Origin of the sequence: Bacillus sp. jun7 (assembly GCF_051034795.1) — a bacterium.
Taxonomy (GTDB): domain Bacteria; phylum Bacillota; class Bacilli; order Bacillales; family Bacillaceae; genus Bacillus; species Bacillus velezensis.
Genome location: NZ_CP093219.1, coordinates 928,950 through 955,253 on the forward strand (window position 1 = coordinate 928,950; position 26,304 = coordinate 955,253).

The 26,304-nt window shown below is 45.6% G+C and carries 25 protein-coding genes; 8 read left to right on the forward strand and 17 right to left on the reverse strand.

Annotated elements, in window-relative coordinates:
* Window positions 1–14: 14 nt before the first annotated feature.
* Window positions 15–2,321 (reverse strand): ACP S-malonyltransferase, encoded by a 2,307-nt coding sequence (gene fabD / locus MJQ52_RS03840; protein ID WP_094247886.1) that lies wholly within the window; start codon window positions 2,319–2,321, stop codon window positions 15–17.
* A gap of 446 nt (window positions 2,322–2,767) precedes the next feature.
* Window positions 2,768–3,406, reverse strand: coding sequence for a YkyA family protein (locus MJQ52_RS03845; protein WP_094247887.1), 639 nt, complete (start codon window positions 3,404–3,406; stop codon window positions 2,768–2,770).
* A 246-nt stretch (window positions 3,407–3,652) separates the two neighbouring features.
* Here MJQ52_RS03845 and MJQ52_RS03850 point away from each other — a divergent pair, with 246 nt between their 5' ends.
* Together MJQ52_RS03850 and def are read left to right on the forward strand one after the other, a co-directional pair.
* Window positions 3,653–3,829 (forward strand): YjcZ family sporulation protein, encoded by a 177-nt coding sequence (locus MJQ52_RS03850; protein WP_032862645.1) that lies wholly within the window; start codon window positions 3,653–3,655, stop codon window positions 3,827–3,829.
* Between the two features lie 112 nt (window positions 3,830–3,941).
* A complete protein-coding gene (gene def, locus MJQ52_RS03855; protein WP_071391889.1) occupies window positions 3,942–4,496 on the forward strand; it encodes a peptide deformylase in 555 nt (184 codons plus the stop codon).
* A 34-nt stretch (window positions 4,497–4,530) separates the two neighbouring features.
* Here the strand turns inward: def and MJQ52_RS03860 are convergent, their stop codons facing one another.
* Window positions 4,531–5,304, reverse strand: a complete 774-nt coding sequence (locus MJQ52_RS03860; protein WP_003154546.1) for a Cof-type HAD-IIB family hydrolase — start codon at window positions 5,302–5,304, stop codon at window positions 4,531–4,533.
* A gap of 354 nt (window positions 5,305–5,658) precedes the next feature.
* On the opposite strand from MJQ52_RS03860, the gene MJQ52_RS03865 reads away from it, so the two are divergent.
* Together MJQ52_RS03865 and rnjA are read left to right on the forward strand one after the other, a co-directional pair.
* Window positions 5,659–5,868, forward strand: a complete 210-nt coding sequence (locus MJQ52_RS03865) for a DNA-dependent RNA polymerase subunit epsilon (protein WP_003154548.1) — start codon at window positions 5,659–5,661, stop codon at window positions 5,866–5,868.
* Between the two features lie 5 nt (window positions 5,869–5,873).
* Window positions 5,874–7,541: a ribonuclease J1 gene (gene rnjA / locus MJQ52_RS03870; RefSeq protein ID WP_007409649.1), complete on the forward strand. Its 1,668-nt coding sequence runs from the start codon at window positions 5,874–5,876 to the stop codon at window positions 7,539–7,541.
* 31 nt (window positions 7,542–7,572) lie between these two features.
* Here the strand turns inward: rnjA and ade are convergent, their stop codons facing one another.
* The 5 genes from ade to MJQ52_RS03895 form a co-directional block, all read right to left on the reverse strand.
* Entirely contained in the window at window positions 7,573–9,306 is a 1,734-nt protein-coding gene (gene ade, locus MJQ52_RS03875; protein WP_265210133.1) for an adenine deaminase, read from the reverse strand.
* A 148-nt stretch (window positions 9,307–9,454) separates the two neighbouring features.
* Window positions 9,455–10,120 carry a Ktr system potassium transporter KtrC gene (gene ktrC, locus MJQ52_RS03880; protein ID WP_003154554.1) on the reverse strand — a complete coding sequence of 222 codons (666 nt, stop codon included), beginning with the start codon at window positions 10,118–10,120 and terminating at the stop codon, window positions 9,455–9,457.
* 40 nt (window positions 10,121–10,160) lie between these two features.
* Entirely contained in the window at window positions 10,161–10,988 is an 828-nt protein-coding gene (locus MJQ52_RS03885; RefSeq protein ID WP_077722153.1) for a gamma-glutamylcyclotransferase, read from the reverse strand.
* Window position 10,989: 1 nt separating this feature from the next.
* A complete protein-coding gene (locus MJQ52_RS03890; RefSeq protein ID WP_014304932.1) occupies window positions 10,990–12,294 on the reverse strand; it encodes an ATP-binding protein in 1,305 nt (434 codons plus the stop codon).
* Window positions 12,295–12,466: 172 nt separating this feature from the next.
* The gene (locus MJQ52_RS03895) at window positions 12,467–12,751 is read right to left on the reverse strand and encodes an AbrB/MazE/SpoVT family DNA-binding domain-containing protein (protein ID WP_024085249.1); all 285 of its coding nucleotides are present in this window, start codon (window positions 12,749–12,751) and stop codon (window positions 12,467–12,469) included.
* A gap of 269 nt (window positions 12,752–13,020) precedes the next feature.
* Between MJQ52_RS03895 and mreBH the strand changes: the two genes are divergently transcribed.
* From mreBH to MJQ52_RS03910, 3 genes are all read left to right on the forward strand, one after another.
* Window positions 13,021–14,028, forward strand: coding sequence for a cell shape-determining protein MreBH (mreBH, locus tag MJQ52_RS03900; RefSeq protein ID WP_003154558.1), 1,008 nt, complete (start codon window positions 13,021–13,023; stop codon window positions 14,026–14,028).
* A gap of 71 nt (window positions 14,029–14,099) precedes the next feature.
* Window positions 14,100–14,234, forward strand: a complete 135-nt coding sequence (locus MJQ52_RS03905) for a protein YkpC (protein ID WP_003154559.1) — start codon at window positions 14,100–14,102, stop codon at window positions 14,232–14,234.
* A gap of 100 nt (window positions 14,235–14,334) precedes the next feature.
* Complete coding sequence (locus MJQ52_RS03910; protein WP_070081754.1) at window positions 14,335–15,567, forward strand: aminopeptidase; 1,233 nt, start codon at window positions 14,335–14,337, stop codon at window positions 15,565–15,567.
* A 30-nt stretch (window positions 15,568–15,597) separates the two neighbouring features.
* Here the strand turns inward: MJQ52_RS03910 and MJQ52_RS03915 are convergent, their stop codons facing one another.
* Complete coding sequence (locus MJQ52_RS03915) at window positions 15,598–16,506, reverse strand: ketopantoate reductase family protein (RefSeq protein WP_094246977.1); 909 nt, start codon at window positions 16,504–16,506, stop codon at window positions 15,598–15,600.
* Between the two features lie 112 nt (window positions 16,507–16,618).
* Window positions 16,619–18,238, reverse strand: a complete 1,620-nt coding sequence (locus tag MJQ52_RS03920) for an ABC-F family ATP-binding cassette domain-containing protein (protein WP_003154562.1) — start codon at window positions 18,236–18,238, stop codon at window positions 16,619–16,621.
* A 162-nt stretch (window positions 18,239–18,400) separates the two neighbouring features.
* On the opposite strand from MJQ52_RS03920, the gene MJQ52_RS03925 reads away from it, so the two are divergent.
* Entirely contained in the window at window positions 18,401–18,670 is a 270-nt protein-coding gene (locus MJQ52_RS03925; RefSeq protein ID WP_021493749.1) for a hypothetical protein, read from the forward strand.
* A 37-nt stretch (window positions 18,671–18,707) separates the two neighbouring features.
* Here the strand turns inward: MJQ52_RS03925 and sipT are convergent, their stop codons facing one another.
* From sipT to MJQ52_RS03960, 7 genes are all read right to left on the reverse strand, one after another.
* The gene (gene sipT / locus MJQ52_RS03930; RefSeq protein ID WP_003154568.1) at window positions 18,708–19,289 is read right to left on the reverse strand and encodes a signal peptidase I sipT; all 582 of its coding nucleotides are present in this window, start codon (window positions 19,287–19,289) and stop codon (window positions 18,708–18,710) included.
* Window positions 19,290–19,419: 130 nt separating this feature from the next.
* Window positions 19,420–21,324 (reverse strand): PTS fructose transporter subunit IIABC, encoded by a 1,905-nt coding sequence (locus tag MJQ52_RS03935; RefSeq protein ID WP_094246978.1) that lies wholly within the window; start codon window positions 21,322–21,324, stop codon window positions 19,420–19,422.
* A gap of 14 nt (window positions 21,325–21,338) precedes the next feature.
* Window positions 21,339–22,250: a 1-phosphofructokinase gene (pfkB, locus tag MJQ52_RS03940; RefSeq protein WP_003154572.1), complete on the reverse strand. Its 912-nt coding sequence runs from the start codon at window positions 22,248–22,250 to the stop codon at window positions 21,339–21,341.
* Complete coding sequence (locus tag MJQ52_RS03945) at window positions 22,247–23,002, reverse strand: DeoR/GlpR family DNA-binding transcription regulator (RefSeq protein ID WP_003154573.1); 756 nt, start codon at window positions 23,000–23,002, stop codon at window positions 22,247–22,249. Before MJQ52_RS03945 ends, pfkB begins: the two co-directional genes overlap by 4 nt.
* A gap of 281 nt (window positions 23,003–23,283) precedes the next feature.
* On the reverse strand, window positions 23,284–24,477 hold the full coding sequence (locus MJQ52_RS03950; RefSeq protein WP_071391893.1) for an ABC transporter permease: 1,194 nt from the start codon (window positions 24,475–24,477) through the stop codon (window positions 23,284–23,286).
* Window positions 24,474–25,166: an ABC transporter ATP-binding protein gene (locus MJQ52_RS03955; RefSeq protein WP_070081750.1), complete on the reverse strand. Its 693-nt coding sequence runs from the start codon at window positions 25,164–25,166 to the stop codon at window positions 24,474–24,476. Before MJQ52_RS03955 ends, MJQ52_RS03950 begins: the two co-directional genes overlap by 4 nt.
* Window positions 25,167–26,303, reverse strand: coding sequence for an efflux RND transporter periplasmic adaptor subunit (locus tag MJQ52_RS03960; RefSeq protein ID WP_094246979.1), 1,137 nt, complete (start codon window positions 26,301–26,303; stop codon window positions 25,167–25,169). It lies immediately after the preceding gene.
* Window position 26,304 lies beyond the last annotated feature (1 nt).

Here is a 26,304-nt window from a genome sequence, read left to right on the forward strand (position 1 = left end):
CACCCGCCCCTTCTTTAGTGTAGAAATAACGTATCCAATCTGCGCCTTAGCAGACTTTCGGTCTCATTCATCATTTTTTCACCAATGTCATCAACATGTCTGTTTCTCCATGATTCCAAATCCGTGCCCTTTACCCAATGATTAAAAGCGCCTAAAGACGGGCCGCAATGAACTTGGAAATTCACCTTTTGTTCTTCCTGCCCTTCCAAAGCAAGCAGACATCCTCTCTGCAAATACCACTTAAATAGTAACAGCATCTTATATTTTTGATTGCGCTCAGCTTTTTGGGCCAGGTTCGGCTGTTTATCTATTATGCTTTCGTAGATTTCATCAAAAGTCTTGTTAAAATAGTCATTTTCGAGCTGAATCTTTGTCTTTTCATCTATCTCACTCAAAGACTCATATTGTTGGTAGATTTGAAATAATTTATTTGCCCTGACCGGAAACAGCGTGCCCTTTTTCAGCACCTGCACCTTTGTTCCGAACTCAAACAGAGTCTCCGAAGGCGCATAAGCAGTATCGCATATTCCTGTCTCACTCAGCATTTCTTTAACAAAACCGCTTGTTTCTGCTTCAACTGTACATTGATTAATGGATCCCGTCATAATAAAATCAGCGCCCATTAAAAAAGCAGACGCCGCAGACTCGGGAGTCCCGATTCCTCCCGCGGCCCCGACTCTGATCTTCCTTGCGTATTTGTGTGTTTCCATCATTTCATCCCGCAGGTTAACAAAAAACGGCAGCATCGCCGTCAATGAGCCCTGTTCGGTATTACTGCCGCAATCTGCTTCAATAATGATATCGTCTGCTGCCGGAACACGGCTGAGCCACTCCGCCTGCTCTTCCGTCAGCATACCCTGCTGACACATTCTCTTTACGATACTTTGAGGAGGCGGACTCAGAAATGCGGCCGCAACTTCCGGCCGTGAAACTTTGGCAATGATCCGATTATGAGGTATGACCCTGCCGCTTTTGTCCATCTTCAACTGATGCGCTTTGTAATAAATTAATGGCGCGCTGACGGAAAGATACGAAGACGCTTCTATTACCCGTACGTCATGCTTGATATATAAATCTATCAATTCCTTTTCTCTATCTTGATGATCCGGCTCAAATCGCAGATTCATTCCGTAGGGCTGGCCACTTTTGAGTGTCTTCTTAATAGTAATAAGAGCCTGTTCAATTTCCCTTATAGTTAAACCCGCTGTGCCAAAGAACCCCAGCATTCCTTTCTTCCCGAGGCGGATCAGCATTTCAGCGGAAGAGATCCCTCTATGCATCGCACCTGCCAAATACGCGTATGTCAAACCGTAATCTTCTTTGAAAGATTGATCACCCAATCGGGACACCGGTGAAGCCGCACTGCTTTCTATATTTTCGGCCAAGAGGCCCTTCTCTTTCCCGCTTTCCGAATTGTCCTTGTTCCCTTCAGAAAACAAGAGACTGTCTTCCGGCGCACTAATATTAAGCGGTTCCTCATCTCTTTGTATGGTTTGAATTAATTTAGTCAGAATGTTTCCGGGACCGATCTCTTCAAACACAGTGACGCCTTGTCCCATTAAGTACCTGATGCTTTCAGTCCATTTGACCGAGTTTGTTATTTGTTCAATTAAATTCCGTTTGATATCTTCTTGTTTATAAGGTCTTGCCGTATAGTTAGAGATGACCGGGAAATTAAATTCAGAAAAATGAAACTCCTCGATAAATTCCGCAAATTCACGCTGTGCACTTTCCATGAAACGAGAATGAAAAGCTCCGCCGACTTGCAATACGATATAAGCTTTCGCCCCTTCTTTTTCAAAAAAAGAGGCTGCCCGCTTTATCTCTTCTGCAGCCCCTGCTATCACAATTTGTGAAGATGTATTGTAATTGGCGATATCTATTTGGCCGAATTCATACTTTTGAAGTATTTTTTTTATGTGATGCTCATCCAGTCCGATCACGGCAGCCATTCCGCCCTCGGAAGCCTCACTCATTAACTCGCCTCTTTTAGCAACCAGCCGGAGACCTGTTTCAAAATTAAAAACGCCGGCCGCAAAAAGCGCAGTATATTCACCCAGACTATGTCCTGCAACAGCATCAGGGCGTGTATGACCTTCTTTTAAACCCTTTAAATATTGCAGTGCGCTCACTGTATAAATTGCAGGTTGTGTATACTTCGTATCAGTGAGCCTCTCTTTTTCATCTGTAAGGCATAAATCCTTTATGGAGTATCCTAAAATATGATCTGCCTTTTTAATGAGCTCACTGAATTCATCGAATAAGTCTCTGCCCATTCCTTTAAACTGCGCTCCCTGTCCGGGAAAGACGTAAGCAAGCATTTGTTTTCCTCCTTGTTCCGTATTTCTGCCGTTTCTTTTCGTTCCGATTGTTATTTGATTAACATTTTTCACTTCAATTTTAAAATTGTCATTTACTTAATAAGCAATACGAAGCAAATTAAAAAAACCTTTATGCCGGATAAAGGTTTAAAAGCAAAAAGCATGTGCAAAGATCATATTGCTCAAATCTAAATAGAAAGAATTTTCTGATAATTAAAACCGCATTTTCATTCCGTTTTTTATATATCAATATAATAAAAACATTCCAACGTGCCGAAACAACGATTGGTTTTATGTGAATATTTCCCTAAATAAATACTATACCATGATTTACATGTTGTCAATGGGAAACACACGTATATACCAATTCTTCAGCCGCCATTTTACAGGCGGCTGAACTCGGTTGTTATCAGTTCATCAGCCCATGCCGATATGCCTTCACTATACTATTCGCGGAATAATAGTTCTTTCTCTTTGTTGTAGTCTTTAGTAAATTGATTGAACTCATCTGCTTGTTTATGCACCTTTTCGTAAACTGAGTTTACTTTGCTGATCTGCTCTTCCAGCTGCGCTAATGTGAGCTTTTTATCTTTAATCAGTTTATAAAGGTCCTTATCAAGTGAAATGGCTTTTTCGTACTTTTTGTACAAAAGATCATAAGATGCATATCTTTTCTCCATTAAAGCGACAGCATGCCCGGCTTTTTCTTTTACTTTCTTATCTTTTATTTCTTGAGAAGTTTTTTTTGCGGATTCAAATGCTTTTTTTGAATCATCAATACTGTCTTTTTCTGCTTTCAGATGTTTTTTTCGCTGATTTGCATTGCTCAGAGCCTGATCAGACAGTGTGACGATTTTCTGATAATCATCCATATTCAGTTTAACCGCGCTGTCGTAAAGCTTGTGCTCTTTTTTCTCCAATTTTTCCAATGTTTTCTGCTCTTTTTGAAACGGTTTTTCCGCTTGAACGGCTTTTTCCATCGAGTCATGAAGCGATTCAACCGGATCTTTTCCCCCGCAGCCCGCAAGCAGCATACTTGCGGCGCCGAGCGCTCCGATTCCTGCTAATACCTTTTTTTGAATCATATTCACTTAAAATCCCCCAATCTTGACAATTTCCACTATAGAAGCCCGAACGCTTTTTGACAATAGCTGAGCTGTAATTGGCATGACCGGGTAAAAAGACGCTTACGGTGCTGTCAAAGAATACTGGCGTAAAAAATTGAGAAAACAGGGCGGATGACCATACATCTTTTTGGCTTTTACATAGTTTATAGTAGACGCCGGCCCTGCTGACAAAGGGTCAGCGTAATTAAAAGAGGAGGTTTTTTTATGTACGGATATGGATTTGGCGGCGGATTTGGCGGCGGTTGCTGCGGCGGCGGATACGGTTATGGCGGTTACGGTTATGGCTGCGGCGGCGGATATGGCCGCACATTCGCATTAATCGTCGTATTGTTTATCTTATTAATCATCGTCGGTGCCGCTTATTTAGGCTGCGGCTGCTGACCTTATACACCATGAAAATCGGCCGGCCTGCTATGGCCGGCCAATTGTTTCGTTGCGCCGCGATAAAGAAATTCGCTATAATTTACATATTAAGCTTTAGGAGTGAAGTTTCTTGATTACTATGGAAAATATTGTACGCGACGGACATCCCGCGCTCAGAGAGATCGCTGAAGAGGTTCAGCTTCCCGCTTCTGACGAAGAAAAACAGCATCTTGCTGATATGATTGAGTTTGTGAAAAACAGCCAAAATCCTGAATTAGCCGAGAAATACAACCTTCGTCCGGGCGTCGGTCTTGCCGCTCCGCAAACAGACGTAAAAAAACGGATGATCGCCGTCCATGCAGAAGATGCGAAAGGCACTTTATACAGCTATGCTCTTTTTAACCCTAAAATCGTCAGCCACTCAGTGGAAAAAAGCTACTTGACGAGCGGAGAAGGCTGCCTGTCGGTAGACGAACCCATTCCCGGCTATGTGCCGCGCTACGCCCGCATCCGCGTGAAGGCGGTGACGCTTGAAGGAGAACAGATTGACATCCGCCTCAAAGGTTTTCCGGCCATCGTGTTTCAGCACGAAATCGATCATCTGAACGGCGTGATGTTTTACGACCATATCGATAAAGAAGATCCGTTCAAAGAACCTGAAAACGCCATTGCCATTGACCGTTAAAAAAAACCGGCACTTCCCAAAGTGCCGGTTTTCTTTATTTCAAAAGGCCCAGTTCTTTGACGGCCCAGCTGATTCCCTCTTCATCCACCGGCTTTGTGACGAAATCGGCGGCAGCTTTTAATTCCGGAACCGCATTTCCCATCGCCACCCCGGTGCCGGCAAAACGGATCATCTCAAGGTCATTTAGTCCGTCGCCGAATGCATAAGTGTCACTTACGCCGTACGGAAGCCGCTCAAGCACTCTTTTAATGCCTTCCGCTTTTGAACCGCCTTTCGGAAGCACATCCGTGGACAATTCATGCCAGCGGACGTAATCAAACTCCGGAAAAGCGGCATATGCTTTTTCTTCATGTCCGCGGCAGAATAAAAGCAGCTGATAAATTTCTTTTCCTTTATAAAATGTTTCATCAACTTCGGGATAAGGCGCTTTCAGACTGCCGATTCCTTCCGAGACGTGCGGATGTCCGGGGACGGTCGTTTTCATCGTGTCTTCCGCCATAAATACGACGGGGTGCTCCCCTTCTGCCGCCTGCTTTAATAAACGCGCAACCGCATCTTCAGGAAGAGGATTTTTATAAATGACCTCACCTTCAAATACGACATACTGGCCGTTGTATGAAATAAATGATTCAATCTCAAGCTCTTCCAGAATCGGTTTTACCATAAACGGGGACCTTCCGCTGGCGATAAAAACGTGATGGCCAGCCTCTTTAAGCGCCGTCACGGCGTTTCTTGCGCTATCGGGAATATGTTTATCATGGTCATAGATCGTGCCGTCAATATCAAAAAAGATCAGTTTTGGTTTCATGTCAATTTCTCCTTTTTCCCGTTTATCAGTCGTGTCTTTTTCAATATCATCATACAGAAAGTTTTTCTTCCGGAAAACCGCCTTGATCAAATTCCAGTTTTACCCACGAAAACAAATTCATTTTTTCCGCATACTACTGCTATAAAGGGCTTTAAAGGAGGTATACGATGCTGCGCCGATTACGGAAGAAACTCAGAAGACAGTGGGGCGGAATGCTCCGGAAAAAAGTCATCGCGTAGAAGGGATCTTTCGGTTTTTGAAAGTCCCTTTTTTGCTCGAGACTTTCCTTATAATCCGTTTTCGAATATAATAGAATAAGCGAGTCTAACATACGGCATTTAAGGAGAGATTTGGATGATTTATAAGGTATTTTATCAAGAGAAGGCTGACGAAGTACCTGTTCGGGAAAAAACAGATTCACTTTACATTGAGGGCGTTTCAGAACGGGACGTCAGAACGAAACTGAAAGATCAGAAATACAACATTGAATTTGTTCAGCCTGTGGACGGTGCTTTTTTAGAATATGAGAAGCAGAGCGAAAATTTTAAAGTATTGGAGTTATGAGCGGAATGAAATTTGTAAAAAATGACCAGACTGCCGTTTTCGCCCTCGGCGGATTGGGCGAGATCGGGAAAAATACGTACGGGGTGCAGTTTCAGGATGAAATTGTACTGATTGATGCGGGAATCAAGTTCCCGGAGGATGAACTTCTCGGCATTGATTACGTAATCCCCGATTACACGTATTTAGTAAAAAATGAAGATAAAATTAAAGGTCTGTTTATCACCCACGGTCATGAAGACCATATCGGCGGTATTCCGTACCTGCTCAGACAAGTAAATATTCCCGTTTACGGCGGTAAACTCGCGATCGGCTTACTTCGGAATAAACTTGAAGAGCACGGGCTGTTAAGACAGACCAAATTAAACATCATCGGTGAAGACGACATCGTGAAGTTCCGCAAGACGTCTGTATCCTTCTTCAGAACGACACACAGCATTCCGGATTCATACGGAATCGTCGTCAAAACACCGCCGGGCAATATCGTACATACCGGGGACTTTAAGTTCGATTTCACACCGGTAGGCGAACCGGCCAACTTGACAAAGATGGCTGAAATCGGGAAAGAAGGCGTTTTGTGCCTGCTTTCTGACAGTACAAACAGTGAGGTGCCTGATTTCACCATGTCAGAACGCCGCGTAGGCGAAAGCATTCACGATATTTTCCGAAAAGTGGACGGCAGAATTATATTTGCGACATTCGCTTCGAATATACACCGTCTTCAGCAGGTGATTGAAGCAGCCGTTTTAAACGGCAGAAAAGTTGCCGTATTCGGACGCAGTATGGAATCGGCTATTGAAATCGGACAAAATCTCGGTTACATTACCTGTCCTAAAAATACGTTTATTGAGCATAACGAAATCAATCGTTTGCCTGCCAATAAGGTAACGATTTTATGTACGGGGAGCCAAGGTGAACCGATGGCGGCGTTATCACGCATCGCTAACGGGACGCACCGGCAGATTTCCATTAATCCCGGAGATACAGTCGTCTTTTCTTCCTCTCCGATACCCGGAAACACAATCAGCGTAAGCCGCACCATCAACCAGCTGTACCGTGCGGGCGCAGAAGTCATTCACGGTTCATTGAATGACATTCATACATCCGGACACGGCGGACAGGAAGAGCAGAAATTAATGCTCCGCCTGATCAAACCGAAGTTCTTTATGCCGATTCACGGTGAGTACAGAATGCAGAAAATGCACGTCAAACTCGCGACTGATTGCGGCATACCTGAAGAAAACTGCTTTATCATGGATAATGGCGAAGTGCTGGCCCTCAAAGGCGAAGAAGCCGCTGTGGCAGGCAAAATTCCGTCCGGCTCCGTTTACATTGACGGAAGCGGAATCGGTGATATCGGCAATATCGTGCTCCGCGACCGCCGCATTCTTTCAGAAGAAGGCCTTGTTATCGTTGTTGTCAGCATCAATATGGACGACTTTAAGGTTTCGGCGGGACCTGATTTAATCTCAAGAGGTTTTGTATACATGAGAGAATCCGGTGATTTGATCAATGACGCGCAGCAGCTCATTTCGAACCATCTGGAGAAAGTAATGGATCGGAAAACAACGCAGTGGTCCGAAATTAAAAACGAAATTACCGATACGCTTGCTCCGTTCCTATACGAAAAAACAAAACGCCGCCCGATGATCCTTCCGATCATTATGGAGGTCTAAAAAAACTGCACTCATTACGAGTGCAGTTTTTTTATTGCAGCGGAATATGCTGAAAGGCTTTGACATCAAACAGACCGGCCGCCGTCATTTTAATATCCGGAATCACCGGAAGGGCTAAAAACGATAAGGTGAGAAACGGATTGAAATCACCGGTGAATCCGAGCAAAGGAAGCTTTTCATGAAGCACGCCCAAGCTGTCATTAACCCATTCCGCCGACTTATCAGACAAAAGCCCGGCGATCGGAAGCGGAACGGAGTGAAGCAATTCTCCGTTTTTCACGGCTGTTAATCCGCCCCCGGTGTCACGGAGCCTGTTGATTGCTTTTGCCAAATCGGCATCGTTTGTACCGACGGCGATGATATTATGGGAATCGTGAGAAATGGTTGTGGCGATGGCGCCTTCTTTTAACCCGAACCCTTGTACAATCCCGAGTCCTATCATTTTTTCGCCGCTGTGCCGCTCTGCGACGGCGATTTTTAATAAATCATTATCTGTATCAGAACGAAACGCGTCAGCAGACGGTGCAGGCACTTCTTTCTTTCTCGTCTCCAAATGATTCGGTATCATTTCGATTACTTTCATTTTCCTGCCCTCTTGAATCGGTATATGAAAATCGGATTCAGTCAGCGGCGCTTTCAGCCGCACTGTATCCAACAGTGCCTGGTCCGGCGAATAGGAACCGGCAGACTGTTCATAAACCGTGCGCCCGTTCTCGGCAACGGTCCGGCCGGCGACCATGGTTTTCGTGACGGCAGCCTCCCGTACATCTGAAATAAACAGCAGATCTGCGTCAAAACCCGGCGCTACCGCCCCTTTTGTTTCAAGGCCGTAGCACTCAGCCGCATTTAAGCTGGCGAGCTGATACGCAAGGAATGGATCAAGTCCGGCCTTTATCGCCATTTTGACTTGGTGGTTCACACTTCCTTCTGAAAGCAGATCATCTACATGCTTATCATCCGTACAAAAGAAAAAGCGGCGCGCGTTTTTTTCATTCACCGCCGGCAGCACATTGAGCGTATTTTTTGCCACCGATCCTTCGCGCAGCATGACGTACATTCCCCGTCTGATTCTGTCCAGCGCTTCTTCTTTTGTCGTCACTTCATGATCATTTGACACCATTGCGGTTCTGTATATATTGATGATATCTGAAGACAGTCCGGCTAAATGCCCGTCGATCCGTTTTCCGTGACGCTTGGCATCAAGCAGTTTCTGAAGCATATCCTCTTCACCTTCCGCAACAGACACATAATCCATTACTTCCGCAAGCCCGAGCACCTCTTTCTCCTGATAAAAAGGCTTTAAATCCTCGGCTTTTAATACAGCTCCTGAGCGTTCAAAGCTAGCGGCGGGAACACAGGAAGGAAGCATGAAACGGATGTTCAGCGGCGCCTTTTTCGCCTGCTCTATCATAAATGAAATGCCTTTTGCTCCGGAAACATTCGCAATTTCGTGAGGATCAGTAATGACAGTAGTCACTCCGTGAGGGAGGACGGCTTTAGCAAATTCAATCGGAGTAACCATAGAGGACTCGATATGAACATGTCCGTCAATAAAGCCCGGAACGATCATTTGGCCTTCTGCATCAATGACTTCTTCCCCTTCATATTCGCCCAGCCCGACGATCACTCCGTCCGTAATGGCGATATCTGCAGAGATCCATTCCTGGTTAAATACATCCATGATTTTTCCGTTTTTAATGACGGTATCGGCTTTTTGTCTGCCGGCTGATGCATTCAGCCGTTCAGCCAGTGTTTCTTTGTTCAAAATGAGGCCTCCTCTTTTTCTTTATATGGTACAATATGCTATCGGATCGCCTGATCATAGTCAATAAAAATTGCAGAATATACCGCTTACATGATAAATGTCTTTCTATTCTGACATAATAAAAGACCGTCCTTTTACGGACGGCTTTTCACTTTGTATGAAGCACTCTTTTTTCAAATCGGGAAATGTCCGTAAGAGAGCCGATAACGATGAGAATATCTTCTTTTTGAATCATTTCAGTCGCCAGCGGAGATACGATCACTTCTTTTTCTCTCTTGATCGCCACGATATTAATGCCGTACTTCGCCCGGATGTCCAGATCAAGCAGTGTGTTGCCCGCAAGCCTGCTGTTGGCCACGATCTCCACAATGCTGTGTTCGTCGGACAGCTCCAAATAATCAAGCACATTATTTGATACGATGTTGTGGGCGATGCGTTTTGCCATGTCACGTTCAGGGTGGACGATGTGATCGGCCCCGATTTTCGCAAGCACTTTCTCATGATAATCGTTCTGCGCTTTAACCGTGATCGTGTTCACGCCGAGTTCCTTTAAGATCAGCGTCGTTAAAATGCTCGCCTGTATATTTTCGCCGATTGCCACAATGACGTGATCAAAGTTGCGCAGCCCTAAGTTTTTCAGCACCGATTCATCGGTTGAATCGCCGATGACCGCGTGTGATGCGATTTTGGCGTATTCATTTACTTTATCTTCATCAATATCCATCGCCATGACCTCAAGGCCTTCTTCACTTAATGCTTTGCAAATACTTCCGCCGAAGCGTCCGAGACCGATAACGGCAAACTCTTTTCTCATAACAGTACTCCTTTAAACAATATCTCTAATAGGAATAGTATCACATTTTCGGCAATGAGTTCATATAGCGTTTAAGCTTTTCTGAAAAGGCGGGTGATAAATACAGGTCCGCTCCGCGTTCGATTTCTTCCTGATAGTGACCCGGAGGCGCAATTTCCTCAGCTTTATCAAGAACCAGAAACGTCAGGACGCCTCTGTATACACGGCCGCCGGCACACACTTCTATGAACGCGGGACGGTATGTGTGGTTATCAACACCTTCTCTTTTGTACAGATAGGTTGCCGCTTCAAACGGGAGCTTGTACAGCACGCCTTCAGTTCGTCCCCCGTCTTCAACAAGATCGGCTCTGGAACCGTCAGGACGCCTTAACGTGAATCTCGTCGAATATCCTTCAACAACCGCCCCTCCGACCGGCTCGGCAAAAAAGTGGTCGACTCCCGCCTGTTTAAACCGGGCATTGTCCATACAGGAGCCGTAAGCAAAATAATAAACCGGACTGTCATCCTCCCGTTTCATAAAACGGTATTCTTTCCAGTCTCCGCTTTTGATACGGCTGAATGAGGCACACTGGTCGGGCTTTACGACATATGCGAAGGCGGTTTTATTCCCGGCATCCGTCGTCACGGCAACCTCTTTCCGGTCAAAATCAGCATAATACATATCCAGCTTACGGATCATCTGATGATCTGTTTCATACAATTCCCCGTACACAAAAGCTGTTTCTGCTAAAGACGCCGCAGGCTGACCTTTATCCGTTTCGTACAGCACACCGTTTATCGCGGCCTGCTCGCACACACACGGAGCGCCTTTCAGCAGTTCATGGTTTTCTTCACGCTTCCGTAACAAACCGTATACAAAAAGAAGCAAGTTATTTTTCCTCCTTTTGGACAGCAGCCGCTTCTAACGGCAGAATCACCTGAAACGTACTGCCTTCTCCATTTTTGCTCTTAATGTTAAGTTTACCATTATGCTCCTTCAGAATTCGTAAACAAATCGGAAGCCCGAGACCCGTTCCCTGATCTTTTGTTGAGAAAAACGGTTTGCCGATGTTTTCAAGCTTTTCTTTCGACATGCCGTTTCCTTCATCCTGTATGCTGATCACCGCGTATTCTTCATCCCGTTCTGTATAAATATGAATATTCCCGCCGTCAGGCATCGCTTCAATCGCATTTTTAATAATATTGATAAATACCTGTTTCAGCTGGTTTTCGTCACCGTTGACCATACAGGACTCAGTCTGCCTGAAATCCTTCTCAATCACAGTGTTTGACAGCACCGCGTTCGTGTCAAGAAGCGTCGCCACCTGCCTTAAAATATGGTTGAGATGATGAGCGGTAAACGTCACGGTCTGCGGCTTGGCGAGCAGAAGCAGCTCCCCCAGCACGAGATCAATCCTTTTAATCTCCGAAAAAATAATATCGAAATAATCCGTTCTTTCCGGATACTGGGCTTTCATCAGCTGGAGAAAGCCGCTGACTGACGTTAAAGGATTTCTTACTTCATGGGCGATTCCTGCCGCAAGCTCTCCGGCAATGGCCAGCTTTTGAGATTGCATGGCAAGGCGTTCGTTCGTTTCCAGAAGCTCGTCGACCGCTTTTTTCCGTTCACTGATATCAGACATCGTCCCCAGGCTCCCGACAAATTTCTGTCTGCGGTCATAATACAGCTTATAATGGACTTCCCCCCAAAAAATCGTGCCGTCTCTTTTAATATATTTGGCCGTAAACATTCCTGACGGGGACTGCTGCTTGATTTGGGAGATAATATAATCAATGATATGTTTTTCTTTTATAAAATAATCATTATACATCGTGCCCATACATTCGCTGATGGAGTGGCCCGTAATCGTCGTCCAGGCCTGATTCAAATATGTAATATTCCCTTGTGAATCCGTCTGAAAAACGATTTCCTGCAAATTGTCCATGATCCGGTTTTTCTCATCTGAAAGCGCCTTTGCTTTCTGCTCGCTGTCCTTCAGCTCCGCCAGCAGCTGCTTTTTATTGTCCACATAATAAGCCAGCAGCCAGACGCTGATTAATGTGACGGCGGTAAAGGTGATGTCAACGGGCCAGTTAATCGGATTCCGTTCAATCATATAAAATAAATAATCCCAAAACATAATAAAAATCATTGCCAAGATTAAGGAAATGATACGCGCTTGATATTTTCCCATAGTCCCACCTGCCGCTAGCATTTCTACATATATTGTAACATTGTTGACTGCATTATTGACTAAAAAATGATAACTATTCCCAATTAATTGAGCAGGTTCGCTTACTTTTCCCGTGAGTTTTTGCACAAGTTCATAATAAAAGGACGGAATAATGCCCCGCCCTTTTTGCTGATTATGATCTATCTTTTAACGCTTCCTCGATTTCCTCAAGCAGCATTTTCGCTCCTTCAGGACTTAAAATAATTTTGCCGTTGCCGTACTCCTGATTTTCGGAGGTAATTTCCCCGGTCATTAAGCAAATGCCGTGCGGCTTGTATTTTTTTAAGACAATTTTGTCTCCGTCAACGAAAAATTCAATACTATCTTTAATAGCGATATCCAATGCTCTTCTCAATTCAATCGGCATGACAATACGCCCGAGTTCGTCTACTTTTCTTACTACACCAATTGATTTCATAGAAATCCCCTACTTCCTTTAATGTCTCTTCTTTATGTCCAAGGAAAATCCTTCATAAACGTAGACGAAAGGAACGGAGCAAAAGTTTCTCAGCATCCGGAAATGAATGTTTTTTACAGAAAAAAAGCCTTTTGAAATACGGGATACAGACTTTCCCTCCTTTTTTACAAAAACATTTCATTCCCGGCGGAAACCCCCAAAAATCGTGGTTTTTCTCAGAAACTTTAAATGTAGAATCAATTAAATCAGGATAGGGATTGGGTGAAAACATGTTTCAATCAACTGAGATCGGAATCGACTTAGGAACCGCTAATATACTTGTTTACAGTAAAAATAAAGGTATTATTTTAAACGAGCCTTCCGTTGTCGCTGTAGATACAACAACGAAAGCGGTGCTTGCCATCGGAACGGATGCCAAAAGCATGATCGGAAAGACGCCGGGGAAAATCGTCGCCGTACGGCCGATGAAAGACGGTGTCATTGCTGATTATGATATGACAACTGACTTATTAAAACACATTATGAAAAAAGCCGGAAAAAAAATCGGAATGACCTTCCGCAAACCGAATGTCGTCGTCTGCACGCCTTCAGGCTCAACAGCCGTTGAACGCCGCGCCATCAGTGACGCTGTCAAAAACTGCGGAGCGAAAAACGTTCACTTGATTGAAGAACCTGTAGCCGCTGCAATCGGGGCCGACCTCCCTGTTGACGAGCCGGTCGCAAACGTCGTCGTAGATATCGGCGGCGGTACGACTGAAGTCGCCATCATCTCATTCGGTGGAGTCGTATCCTGCCATTCGATCAGAATCGGCGGCGACCAGCTTGATGAAGATATCGCCTCGTTCGTCAGAAAAAAATACAACCTGCTGATCGGGGAACGCACGGCAGAACAAGTGAAAATGGAAATCGGATTTGCATTGATCGAACATGTGCCGGAAACGATGGAAATCCGCGGGCGTGACCTTGTAACCGGTCTGCCGAAGACAATCAGACTGCAGTCTAATGAAATTCAGCACGCGATGCGTGAGTCGCTCCTGCATATTCTTGAAGCGATCAGAGCGACGCTTGAAGATTGTCCGCCGGAGCTCAGCGGTGATATCGTTGACCGCGGCGTCGTGTTAACCGGCGGAGGCTCCCTTTTAAACGGGATGAAAGAATGGCTGACAGATGAAATCGTCGTTCCCGTTCATTTGGCGGCAAATCCGCTTGAATCAGTGGCTATCGGCACTGGGCGTTCATTAGACGTCATCGACAAGCTGCAAAAAGCGATTAAATAATAAGATTGTGCTTCTTTTTTCTCCGGCCGGCTCATATTGTGAGAACTGGAGAAACATTAAGGAGGAAGCATATGCTTAGAGATGTGGGAAGACGCGTAGCAGTAGCCGTCATTTTAAGCGGAATTATTTTGGGGGGTATGAGCATTTCACTGGCCAATATGCCCCATTCTCCGGCCGGCGGCGCCGTAAAACTGAATCACCCGTAAAGACGCAGCAAAAGCTGTGTCTTTTTCGTTTGTGCTCCTTTCTTTCCTTTATGAGGCGTTATTTGATATGATGAGAAAAACCGATGAGGAGGAATGAACGATGAGTTCGTTTACTGAAAAGTTAAATACATATGCTCAGCTGGCGGTAGAAGTCGGCGTCAATGTCCAAAGAGGACAGCATGTCGTAATCAATGCCTCAACTGATGTCCGGGAACTTGTCAGACTGCTTGCCAAACATTCTTATGAAAAAGGCGCAAAAAACGTCACCGTAAATTGGCAGGACGATGAACTGTCCAGATTAAAATACGAGATGGCACCTTTTGAAGCGTTTGAAGAGTATCCTGAATGGGAAGCAAAAGGAAAAGAAGAGCTCGCGAAAAAAGGGGCTGCGTTTATTTCTGTCGTCTCATCCGACCCCGACCTGTTAAAAGGCACTGACGGCAAACGGATTGCAGCGTTCCAAAAAGCCGCCGGAAAAGCATTGCATACATACAGACAATATATTCAATCAGATAAGGTCAGCTGGACGGTGATCGGAGCTGCTTCAACAGGCTGGGCGAAAAAAGTGTTCCCGGATCAGCCGGAAGAAACAGCCGTTCAGCTTTTATGGGAAGAAATTTTCAAAACGACCCGCGTAAATGAAGAAAACCCTGTGGAAGCATGGAAAAAACATGATCAAAATCTTCATGAAAAAGTGGAACACCTGAACAAAAAACATTACAGCGCCCTGCATTATCAGGCTGAAGGAACAGACTTAACCATTGAACTGCCGAAAAAACATGTATGGGCAGGCGCGGGAAGCGTGAATGAAAGCGGTCACGAATTCATGGCCAACATGCCGACAGAAGAGGTTTTCACCCTTCCGCAGCGTGACGGGGTGAACGGCACGGTTTCCAGCACGAAACCGCTGAGCTACGGCGGCAACATTATTGATAACTTCACTCTTACCTTTGAAAACGGCCGCATTGTCGATGTGAAAGCTGAAAAAGGCGAGGAGATTTTAAAAGGCATCGTCGAAACCGATGAAGGCTCACACTATCTCGGTGAAGTGGCCTTAGTGCCGTACGATTCACCGATTTCACAATCAAATATTTTATTTTACAACACACTGTACGATGAAAACGCCTCTAACCACTTGGCGATCGGCAGTGCGTATGCCTTTAATATTGAGGGCGGCAAACAAATGACACGGGAAGAGCTTGTTAAAGAGGGCTTAAATGAAAGCATTACACACGTAGATTTTATGGTCGGTTCCAAAGACATGAATATCGACGGTATTACCGCGGACGGGAAAAGAGAACCGATCTTCAGAAACGGAAACTGGGCATTTTAATAAAAAAAGGAGGCGATCAGGCCTCCTTTTTTATTTCGCTTCATACATTTGCAAGTTGGCGCAGACGGTTTCCAAAACAGGTGTATCAATTGACAAGCCTTTCGCTTTCTCAAGCAAAAAGCCGTGTAAATGATCACCTTCCGTCACCCTGCCCTTTTCCATATCTCTCAGCATCGACGATTTCATATGGTAAGACATGCTTGTCAATGTGCGATAACTCTCTTCTTCCAGACCAGGATCTTTCGGGATGCCGGCAGCCTTGAAAATGGCTCCGATTTCGGCAAAGAGGCGCTTTGCCGTGCTGCGGCCGCCTTCTGTTTCTAAAATCGGTCCGACCGGCTGTTGAAACAGAGTGGTCACTCCCGCCTGCGCGGCAATAAACATATATTTTTTCCAAATGTCCTTTTCAATATCCCCGCTGATGATGACATCCGCTTTCACGCCTGCAAATGCGTTTTCCAGCTCGTTCATACGTTCTGTGCGCTCCCCGTTCCATTCACCGAAAACAAAGCGGTGGGCAGCGCTCGTATGAAGAATTTCCCCTTTGTCGTTAAGGGCGCTCTCAATAAAGCAGAGGCCGCCCAGCACCTGCCGTTTTGAAAAAGCTTCAAACAGCTGGTTATAGTGCCTGTATCCGTTTAAAAAAGGAAGAATGACCGACGAAGGTTTGACAAACGGTTTGACATCCCGAATGACGTCCTCCAAAGAATACGCTTTTGAAGCGATGATAACGGCGTCAAATGCTCCTTCTTCGCCCGCCATCATTAATTTCGGCTTGATTGAAACATCACCATTTGCACTTTTGACGGTCAATCCCATCTCTTTTAATTGTTCCGCCCGCTTCTGACGGACGAGAAACGTAACGTCATTTCCCTTTTCTGCAAGACGCGCGCCAATATATCCGCCCACTCCCCCAGCTCCGACAACTAAAAACTTCATGATGCATTCCTCCGTCTCTTTTCAATTTATGTATTCCTTTATTGTAACGGGAAGTCAGAAGATTGAAAACTTTTTTCATAAATAAAAAAGCAGAGTCTCCCCTGCTTCTTTATTACGCGTATAGCTCTTCAAGCTTTTTCTGCACATCCGCGTTTTCAAGAAATTCGTCATAAGACATTTGTTTGTCAACAATGCCTTTAGGCGTTAATTCAATGATACGGTTGGCAATTGTCTGTACAAACTGATGGTCATGAGATGAAAACAGCATAGCGCCTTTAAAGCTGATTAAGCCGTTGTTAAGCGCCGTAATGGATTCCAAATCTAAGTGGTTTGTCGGTTCATCCAGAATTAAGATATTCGCGCCGGAAAGCATCGCTTTTGAAAGCATGCAGCGTACTTTTTCTCCTCCGGAAAGGACGTTTGATTTTTTGTTGACTTCTTCTCCTGAGAACAGCATGCGTCCTAAGAAACCGCGCAGAAAGCTTTCGCTTTGGTCATGCGGCGAGTATTGGCGGAGCCAGTCGACAAGGTTCGCATCGCTGCCGTCAAAATATTCGCTGTTGTCTTTAGGGAAGTACGCCTGAGAAGTGGTCACGCCCCATTTAAATGTGCCGCTGTCTGCTTCCATTTCCCCGGAAATGATTTTAAACAATGTCGTAACGGCAAGTTCGTTGCGGCCCGTAAATGCGATTTTGTCTTCTCTATTCATAATAAAGCTGACGTTATCAAGCACCTTAACCCCGTCAATCGTTTTTGTTAAGCCTTCAACCCGCAGCACGTCATTTCCGATCTCGCGTTCCGGCGTGAAATTGACATAAGGATAACGGCGTGATGACGGTTTAATATCATCAAGCGTGATTTTATCAAGGAGTTTCTTTCTTGATGTCGCCTGCTTTGATTTAGAGGCGTTGGCGCTGAATCTGGCCACGAACTCCTGAAGCTGTTTAATCTGCTCTTCTTTTTTCTTGTTGGCTTCCTGAGAAAGCTTTAAAGCAAGCTGGCTTGATTCATACCAGAAATCATAGTTGCCGACGTACACTTGAATTTTATTAAAATCAAGATCGGCGATGTGCGTGCACACTTTATTTAAAAAGTGACGGTCATGGGATACGACGATGACTGTGTTCTCAAAGTTGATTAAAAACTCTTCCAGCCACTGAATCGCTTTCAGATCCAAGTGGTTGGTCGGTTCATCAAGCAGCAGAACGTCCGGCTTGCCGAACAGCGCCTGTGCCAAAAGCACTTTCACCTTTTCTGAACCGCCTAAGTCGGCCATTTTCTTCGTATGCAGGTCTTCAGAGATGCCCAGCCCCTTTAACAAAATAGCGGCTTCACTTTCAGCTTCCCATCCGTTTAATTCCGCAAACTCTCCTTCAAGTTCAGCGGCGCGGATGCCGTCTTCATCTGAAAAATCAGGCTTCATATAAATCGCGTCTTTTTCCTGCATGACTTCGTATAAACGTTTATGCCCCATGATGACGACTTTCAGCACTTCACAGTCTTCATATTCAAAGTGGTTCTGCTTCAGAATGGCAAGACGTTCGCCCGGGCTCATATGGACATCGCCGGTCTGCGGCTCCAGCTCACCGGATAAAATTTTCAAAAATGTTGATTTTCCGGCACCGTTTGCGCCTATTAATCCGTAGCAGTTGCCCGGCGTAAATTTAATATTGACATCTTCAAATAACTTGCGATCCGCAAAACGCAAGCTCACATTATTTACAGCAATCATTTAGAATCCTCCATCGTGTCTATCATCATTAAAAGTATACCATGAATAAAGGGGAAGAGAAATGTTTCCCTGCGAATATACGGGTTTGAAAAGATGCAGGCGTCAAACCCGGAGCGCTGTGATACAATAGATATATATACATATTCATCACGGAGGAACAAGTTGAAGCTTTTAACACTCACAGAATACTGTCTTATGATTTTCTTCACCGGGGTTTTTCTGGCCGTCACAGGCTTTACGGCACGTGACATCGGCTTGTACGTCGGAATCGCCCTCATTTATACGTTTTCGCATCTCTTTTCAAAACGGATGCTTGAAAAACGCGGCAAAGAGAAGAAGCAGGTGAATCTTTTTTTCAGCGTTCTGGCCATTGTCGGATCAGTGCTGGCCACGGTATTGTTCATCGCCGTCGCGGCCTCGTTTGCCAAATAAAAAACGCCTGCTGTCCGAATCGGGCAGCGCGGCGTTTTTATTTTGTCTGACGCATATCATGAAACGGGAAGAACACAAACTTCGAGGTGCCGACGATCCGGTTTTCGGCTATTAAGCCGAGGCCATTCCGGCTGTCCATTGAATTCAGCCGATTGTCGCCCATGACGAAGTATTTGCCTTTCGGAACCTTTACGGGGCCGAAATCTCCCGTCAGGTTGACTCCCAGTTTTTTCGCTTCTTTTTTATTGCTCGCGAGGTACGGTTCTGCGATTTTTTTGCCGTTTATATAAAGCGTGTCATTTTTCATTTCCACCGTTTCTCCAGGTTTTCCGATGAGCCGCTTTACATAATGGACTTTCGACGTATCGCCGTTAATAATGACGATGTCCCCCCGCTCGATTTCTCCGATATAATTGACGCTTTTGTTGACAAACAGTCTTTCACCGTCATGTAATGTCGGGTACATTGATGATCCTTCCACTAAGTACGGTTCAAACAGGAAATGGCGGATTAACAGCGCAAGTGCAACCGCTATAATGATGGCCTTTCCCCATTCCCAATACGTGTTGGATTTTCTTTTTACCGATTTTTCAGAAGTAGGTTTTTGTTCTTCAGTCAACGTGGTTCCTCCTAGACGATCACTGTTTCGGTTCATGTACCATCTTTACTTTATCACAACTCATCACAAAATACATAACGCTTCTATGCGCATATGATTGAAAAAAGCGCCCGTAAAGGACGCTTTTCGCTTATTTCTCTACTACCGGTTTTTTGATGATTCCCAAGATAACCGCCGTTACAATCGCTCCGATCACGATGCTCATTAAGTAAAGCAGCGGATGGTTCGTAATGAATGCAACGAATATTCCTCCGTGCGGTGCAGGAAGCGTTACCCTGAAAAACTCTGTCAGTCCGCCCGCTACCGCAGAACCGACAACGGCTGCAGGGATGACGCGAAGCGGATCAGCCGCTGCAAACGGGATGGCGCCTTCTGTAACGAAAGCTGCTCCCATGAAGTAGCACGTAATACCGGCTTCACGGTCACGTTTAGAGAATTTGTGTTTAAAGAATGTTGTCGCCAGTGCGATTCCAAGCGGCGGAGCCATTCCGCCCGCCATGATGGCCGCATGCGGCGCATAGTTTCCGGCATCGATCATCGCGATACCGAAAGTGAACGCCGCTTTATTGAGCGGGCCGCCCATGTCGATAGCCATCATACCGCCTAAAATAATACCCATTAAGACAAGGTTTCCAGTTCCAAGGCTTTCAAGCCAATTTGTTAAGAAATTCATAAACGCTGCTACAGGTGTATTAATGACAAACTGCATCAGGACACCGGTGATAAAAATACCGAGCAGCGGATAAATCAATACAGGTTTTAATCCGTCAAGGGTCTGAGGAATAAAGACAAACAGCTTTTTCAAAAGGACTACGACATAACCGGCTAAAAATCCGGCAATCAGTCCGCCCAAGAATCCGGCATTCGCCTGCGTAGCCATAAATCCGCCGACCATACCCGGCGCAAATCCCGGACGGTCCGCAATACTCATTGCGATGAATCCGGCAAGTACTGCAACAATCAGCTTTAACGCATTATCGCCGCCGATAAAGTTCAGCGCTGCAGCAAACGTGTTGTATGTCGGGTCTTTCGGATCAGCTGAATGAATTCCCCAGAAGAATGAAATCGCAACGAGAATTCCGCCGCCGACGACAAATGGCAGCATGTTGCTGACACCGCTCATTAAGTGTTTATAGAAAGTACTTCCGATGCTTGTGCCTGATTTCTGTTTCGGGCCGTCTTCATTTGAAGCGGAAGATCCTCCGCCGCTGCCCTCGTAAATCGGCGCATCTTGGTTAACGGCTTTTTCAATCAGTTCCTGTGGACGTCTGATACCGGCCGTCACAGGCACTTGAAGAACATGTTTGCCTTTAAAGCGCTCCATTTCAACCTGTTTATCAGCCGCCACGATAATCGCAGGCGCGTCTTCAATTTCTTGAGCCGTCAGCTTATGTTTAATACCGCTTGAGCCGTTTGTCTCGACTTTAATGTCAACGCCGAGCTCTTTCGCTTTTTCTTTCAGTGCGTCAGCTGCCATGAACGTATGAGCGATACCTGTCGGGCATGCCGTAACCGCAAGGATTTTCCCTTTTCCTGACGGCACTGCCTGTTCTTCCTGCTCTTCTTCTTCCTCATCGTCATCTTTGTCATGCTGATTGATGATGTCAATGATCGCATCTTCTGATTCAGCTTCAAGAAGCTGTTTGCGGATTTCCTCACGCATAAGAAGCGTTGAAAGTCTTGATAATGCTTCAAGATGCGTATTATTTGCTCCTTCGGTTGCCGCAATCATAAAGACCAGGTGTGCCGGCTGACCGTCTAATGATTCATAATCCACACCTTCTTTTGAACGGCCGAATGCGATGGCCGGGTTAATGACGCTCGCCGTCTTCGCGTGAGGAATGGCAATGCCTTCGCCGATTCCCGTCGAGCTTTGGCTTTCACGATTTAAAATGGCTGCTTTGTAAGCCTCTCTGTCATTTAATCTGCCGGCTTTGTCAAGCACTGTCACCATTTCATCGATAACGTTTTCTTTCTCTTTGCTTTCTATATTGAGATGAATTGTATCTCTTGTTAACAGCTCAGTTATCTTCACTTTTCTTTCCTCCTCTATAGACGTGTGACTTTAACTTCAGGAAGAAGCTGCTGTACAAACTCTTCAGTTCCGAGTTCTTCAGAAAATGCCGTCGCGCTTCCGGAAGCAACTCCTAAACGGAACGCATCTTCCAAAGGCAGCTGTTTTGAAATTCCCGCAAGGAATCCCGCGACGACGGAATCACCCGCGCCTACCGAATTGACAAGCTTTCCTTTAGGAACATTGGCGAGGAAAACCGCCTCTTTCGTAAATAAAAGCGCACCGTCGCCAGCCATCGAAACAATCGCGTGTTCGGCGCCTTGTTCAATTAATTTTTTACCGTAAGGAACGGCAGCTTCGGCTGAATCAATGACCGTATTGAACATTTCCCCAAGCTCATGATGATTCGGCTTCATCAAAAACGGTTTCATTTCTGTCGCTTTCATCAGCGCTTCACCGGAGATGTCCACCACTACCCGGGCATTCTGCTTTCTGCATGCCTCAGCAATTTTTTCATACGTGTTATGCGGCAGGGAAGAAGGGATGCTTCCCGCTAAAACGACGATGTCTCCCTCTTCCAGAGCGGAGAACTGTTCTAAAAAGGCATTGAACACTTCGTCTGAAATCGTCGGGCCCTGTCCGTTAATTTCCGTTTCATCGCCCGTTTTCAGTTTTACATTTATACGCGTGTCTTCATCCACCTCAGAAAAAGCCGTTTCCAGACCTTCCTGCTGCAAAAATGACGTGATATAATTTCCGGTAAATCCGCCGACAAACCCCAATGCTTTTGACGGCACATGGTGTCTTTTCAGTAATCTCGAAACGTTGATGCCTTTTCCGCCGGGATACTTCGTGTCATAGCTGGAACGGTTTAAACCGCCTACGGCAAAATCTTCAACGTGAACGATATAGTCAACAGACGGATTGAGAGTTACAGTGTAAATCATGGTTTCACTACCTTTACGACAGTTTTTTCTTGGTAATCATCGAATGCAAGTTCTTCAGCTTCAGTGGTAATGATAGCTGCATCGCCCAAGGCGGCGAACGCTGCGAAAGAAATCTCGCCGAATTTAGAAGGATCGGCTAAAACATACGCATTTTTCGCCTGTCTCACAGCCTTTGTCTTCAGAAGAGCCTCATCCGGATCGGGTGTTGTAAAGCCGGCTTCAATGTGCACGCCGTTCACCCCGAGAAAGCTTTTGTCAAAACGGTACTGGCTGACCGCCGTTAATGAGGCGCCGCCGATCATCGCACCTGTTCTATGCTTCACATATCCTCCGAGAAGATAAAAAGGAATCCCCTTCCTTATTAAAGCGTCGATATGCATAACCCCGTTTGTGACAACCACAATGTCCTTTGTATGATCTATAAAATCAATCATGTGCAATGTAGTTGTTCCCGCATCAAGGTAAATACAGTCACCTTCTTCTAATAAAGATGCCGCTTCTTCAGCGATCTTCAGTTTATCCTGAAGGTTTTTGGAGGATTTTTCAAGCATATCGGGTTCTTGCCTGCTGTTGGAAAGTTTAGACGCCCCGCCGTGAACGCGCTTTAAAAACCCGCGCTCTTCAAGTGTTGATAAATCTCTTCTGATCGTTGATTCAGAAGCGTTTGTCATGCTTATCAGCTCTTGAATCTTCACCACATCTCGCTTTTCAATCTGATCCATAATCAGCTGATACCTTTCAGGAGTGAGCATATTCCGCCTCCTTTGAAAACGTATTCATTTCGGCTGCAAGATAATTGTAAACGCTTTTTTTACTTCAAGCAACTAAAATCACTCAAATTCATTCAATAACTATCAAAATCTTTCACATTTGTTCATATTAACGTATGTACATAGGGTTTGTAAACTGTAAATTCGACAAAAAGGGGGACAATTGTATGACATTTTCTTTTTATCATAAATGAAAAAAGTCTATTATATTCATTCAATCATTAAAACACAAAAAACCCCATGCAGACTGCATGGGGCGCCGGTTATTCATACCGTAACGCTTCAATCGGATCTAAGCGTGATGCTTTGTTGGCGGGCAGCATGCCGAAAATGACACCGATCAGCATACTGAACAGCACGCCGATACAAACCACCTGCCAGGAAACGAGCGACGGCCAGCCTGCGATAAGGGAAACGAGTGTTGCTCCCCCGTAGCCGAGACCGATTCCGATTAAGCCGCCGATTAATGTAAGCACAACAGATTCAATTAAGAATTGTGTCAGAATCTGTCCTCTCGTGGCACCGAGCGATTTGCGGATGCCGATTTCTCTTGTCCGTTCCGTCACTGATACGAGCATAATATTCATGACCCCGATCCCGCCGACAACGAGAGAAATACCGGCGATCGAACCGATGATCGTCGTCATAACGGTCGTGACCTGACCGATTCCCGCCGCGATTTCTTCCATATTCATGACTTGATAGGCCTCTTTTGTACCGTGATTGTCATTTAAGAGACGGGCCGCTTCTTTTCCTGTTGTTTTGATTTGATCAGCGGACTCCGTCTGAACGGAAACGTTGCTGTAGTCGTTAGTACCGAAAGACGTTTTCAGCATGTTGAACGGCACATACATTTCACTGAGTCCTAACGATAAAAAGCCGCTCTCTTCTTTCAGTACGCCGATTACTTCTACGGGCTGTCCGCCGGCCCAGACGATTTTTCCGAGCGGAGACGTTTTCCCGAACAGCTTTTCAGCCATTTTTTTCGAGATGATTCCCGCTCTTTTCCCGGAAAGAAAATCATTGTCCGTAAATGTCCGTCCATCTTGAACGTCCAGCTTTTTTACGTCCAAGTAGCCGCTGTTAATGCCGTTCAGCGTAATATCCGTGTCTTCTTCATGGTAACGGGCCGTCATGGATTTTACCGCGGAAGCGACAACCTGCTTTACGCCGTCCACTCCTTTTAATCCATTAATATCTTCTTCTGTAAAACTCGCTTGCTGTAAGGCGTTCGGATTGGCTGTTAATTCTTCATCACTCGGCAGGTAAAACAATTCAATCGTATTGCCCGGCCCGCTGATGGATTGCTTCAGCATTTGCTCTCCGCCCTGGCCGACAGCCACAACAACGATTACTGAACCGACGCCGATAATGATTCCGAGCATTGTCAGAATCGATCTCAGCTTGTGAGCTCTTACGGAACTGAGGGCCATCCGGAGATTTTCTGACAGGCTCATTCCCCCACTCTCCTCTGCTCAGAATCGCGGGAAACGATCATGCCGTCACGGACGAAAATCACTCTGTTTGTACAGTCCGCCACTTCAGGCTCATGAGTGACAAGCACTACGGTCACGCCCTCTGCATTAAGCTCTGTGAACTGCTCCATAATGGAAATGCTTGTTTTCGTATCCAGCGCGCCGGTCGGTTCATCAGCTAAAATGAGCTTCGGTTCGTTCACGATGGCTCTTGCAATCGCGACACGCTGCTTCTGGCCGCCGGACAGCTCATTCGGCATGTGACGCATCCGATCCGCCAAACCGACTTTTTCCAGCGCGTGCTCAGCCCGTTCCTCACGCTCTTTTTTGCCGATACCGGCATAGATCATGGGGAGTTCGACATTTTTTCTTGCATTCAATCGCGGCAGCAGCTGAAACTGCTGAAAGACAAATCCGATTGATTTGTTCCGGACCGCCGCAAGCTCTTTTTCGGTGCATGAAGAAACATCTTCGCCCGCAAGCCTGTAACTGCCGGACGTCGGTCTGTCCAGACAGCCGATGATATTCATAATCGTAGATTTTCCCGATCCCGACGGTCCCATAATTGACACATATTCTCCTTCTTCAATCGTCAGGTCGATTGAACGGAGAACATCAAACGTCTCCTTGCCGATCTGATAGCTTTTTTTCACCTTTGAAAGCTGAATCATCTATGCTTTCACATCCGTTCCGTCAGTCAAACCGTCAGCCGGATTCAGAATGACTTTATCATCCTTTGAAAGCCCCTCTTTTATCTCCGTAAGCTGATTTGCGGTATCGCCGACTTTAACTTTCACGCGTTTGGCCTTCCCGTCTTTTACCGTAAAGACCCAGTGCTCATCTCCGTCTTTTTTGACTGCGGAGGACGGCAGCGTATCGGCTTTCCGTTTGTCGGTTTCAATGTTCATAATTAATTTAAATCCCGGCTTGCCTTCCGGAAGGTTTCCGATCAGCTTAACCTGAAACGGATACTGGACGGCTTGTTCCGTGCTTTCCCCCGAAGCAGCGCTTGACTTTTGATCCGGAACGAGGCCGACAGCCGCCACTCTCCCTTTCCACGTTTTGCCGGGGATGGCGTCTGAGGTGATTGTAACGCTTTGGCCCTTTTTCACTTTCAGCGTGTCGTATTCGGACAAATTGCCGGCAACGACCAGGTGTTCCGGGTCTCCTATATGTATAACCGGTTCTTGAATATCCGATTTTTTAGAAGCCGCTTCTTGATTTACCGAGATAACCGTCCCGTCCATCTCACTCTTAACATTGAGATTCGACACTTGATTTTCAAGAGACTGCTTTTGCAAATCAGATTGCTTTAATTCGATTTCCGCCGTTTTTTGCTGAAGCTGCAGATCAGTCCGTTCGGATTCAATTTGTTTTTTGGCTTCCGCTTCTCCCACTTGTTTTGCCAGATCTTGTTCCTTGCTGTTTAATGCTCTGAGTTTTTTTTCAACTTGTTCGATTTGCATCCGTTTTGATTGTTCTGTCAACTCATTTTGTTCTTTATCAAGGTTGAGCTGCTCATTTGTATAAGTGACTAACGACGACCCTTTTTTTACTTTGTCGCCTTCTTTTACTTTCACTTTATCAAGAGTTCCTTTATCTGCTTCATAAAAAACATACTGTTCTTTAGAGAATTTAAGTGTTCCCGGAACCATAACCGTAGATGAGATTTCTCTGTTTTCCATGGTTCCGGTTTCGATTTTTTTTCCGGCGCTGCCGCCCGCGGGAGCGGCAGACTTATAAATATTGATACCGATGAATACTGCAACAATTACGGCGATGCCGATTCCGATCCAAATTTTTTTCATG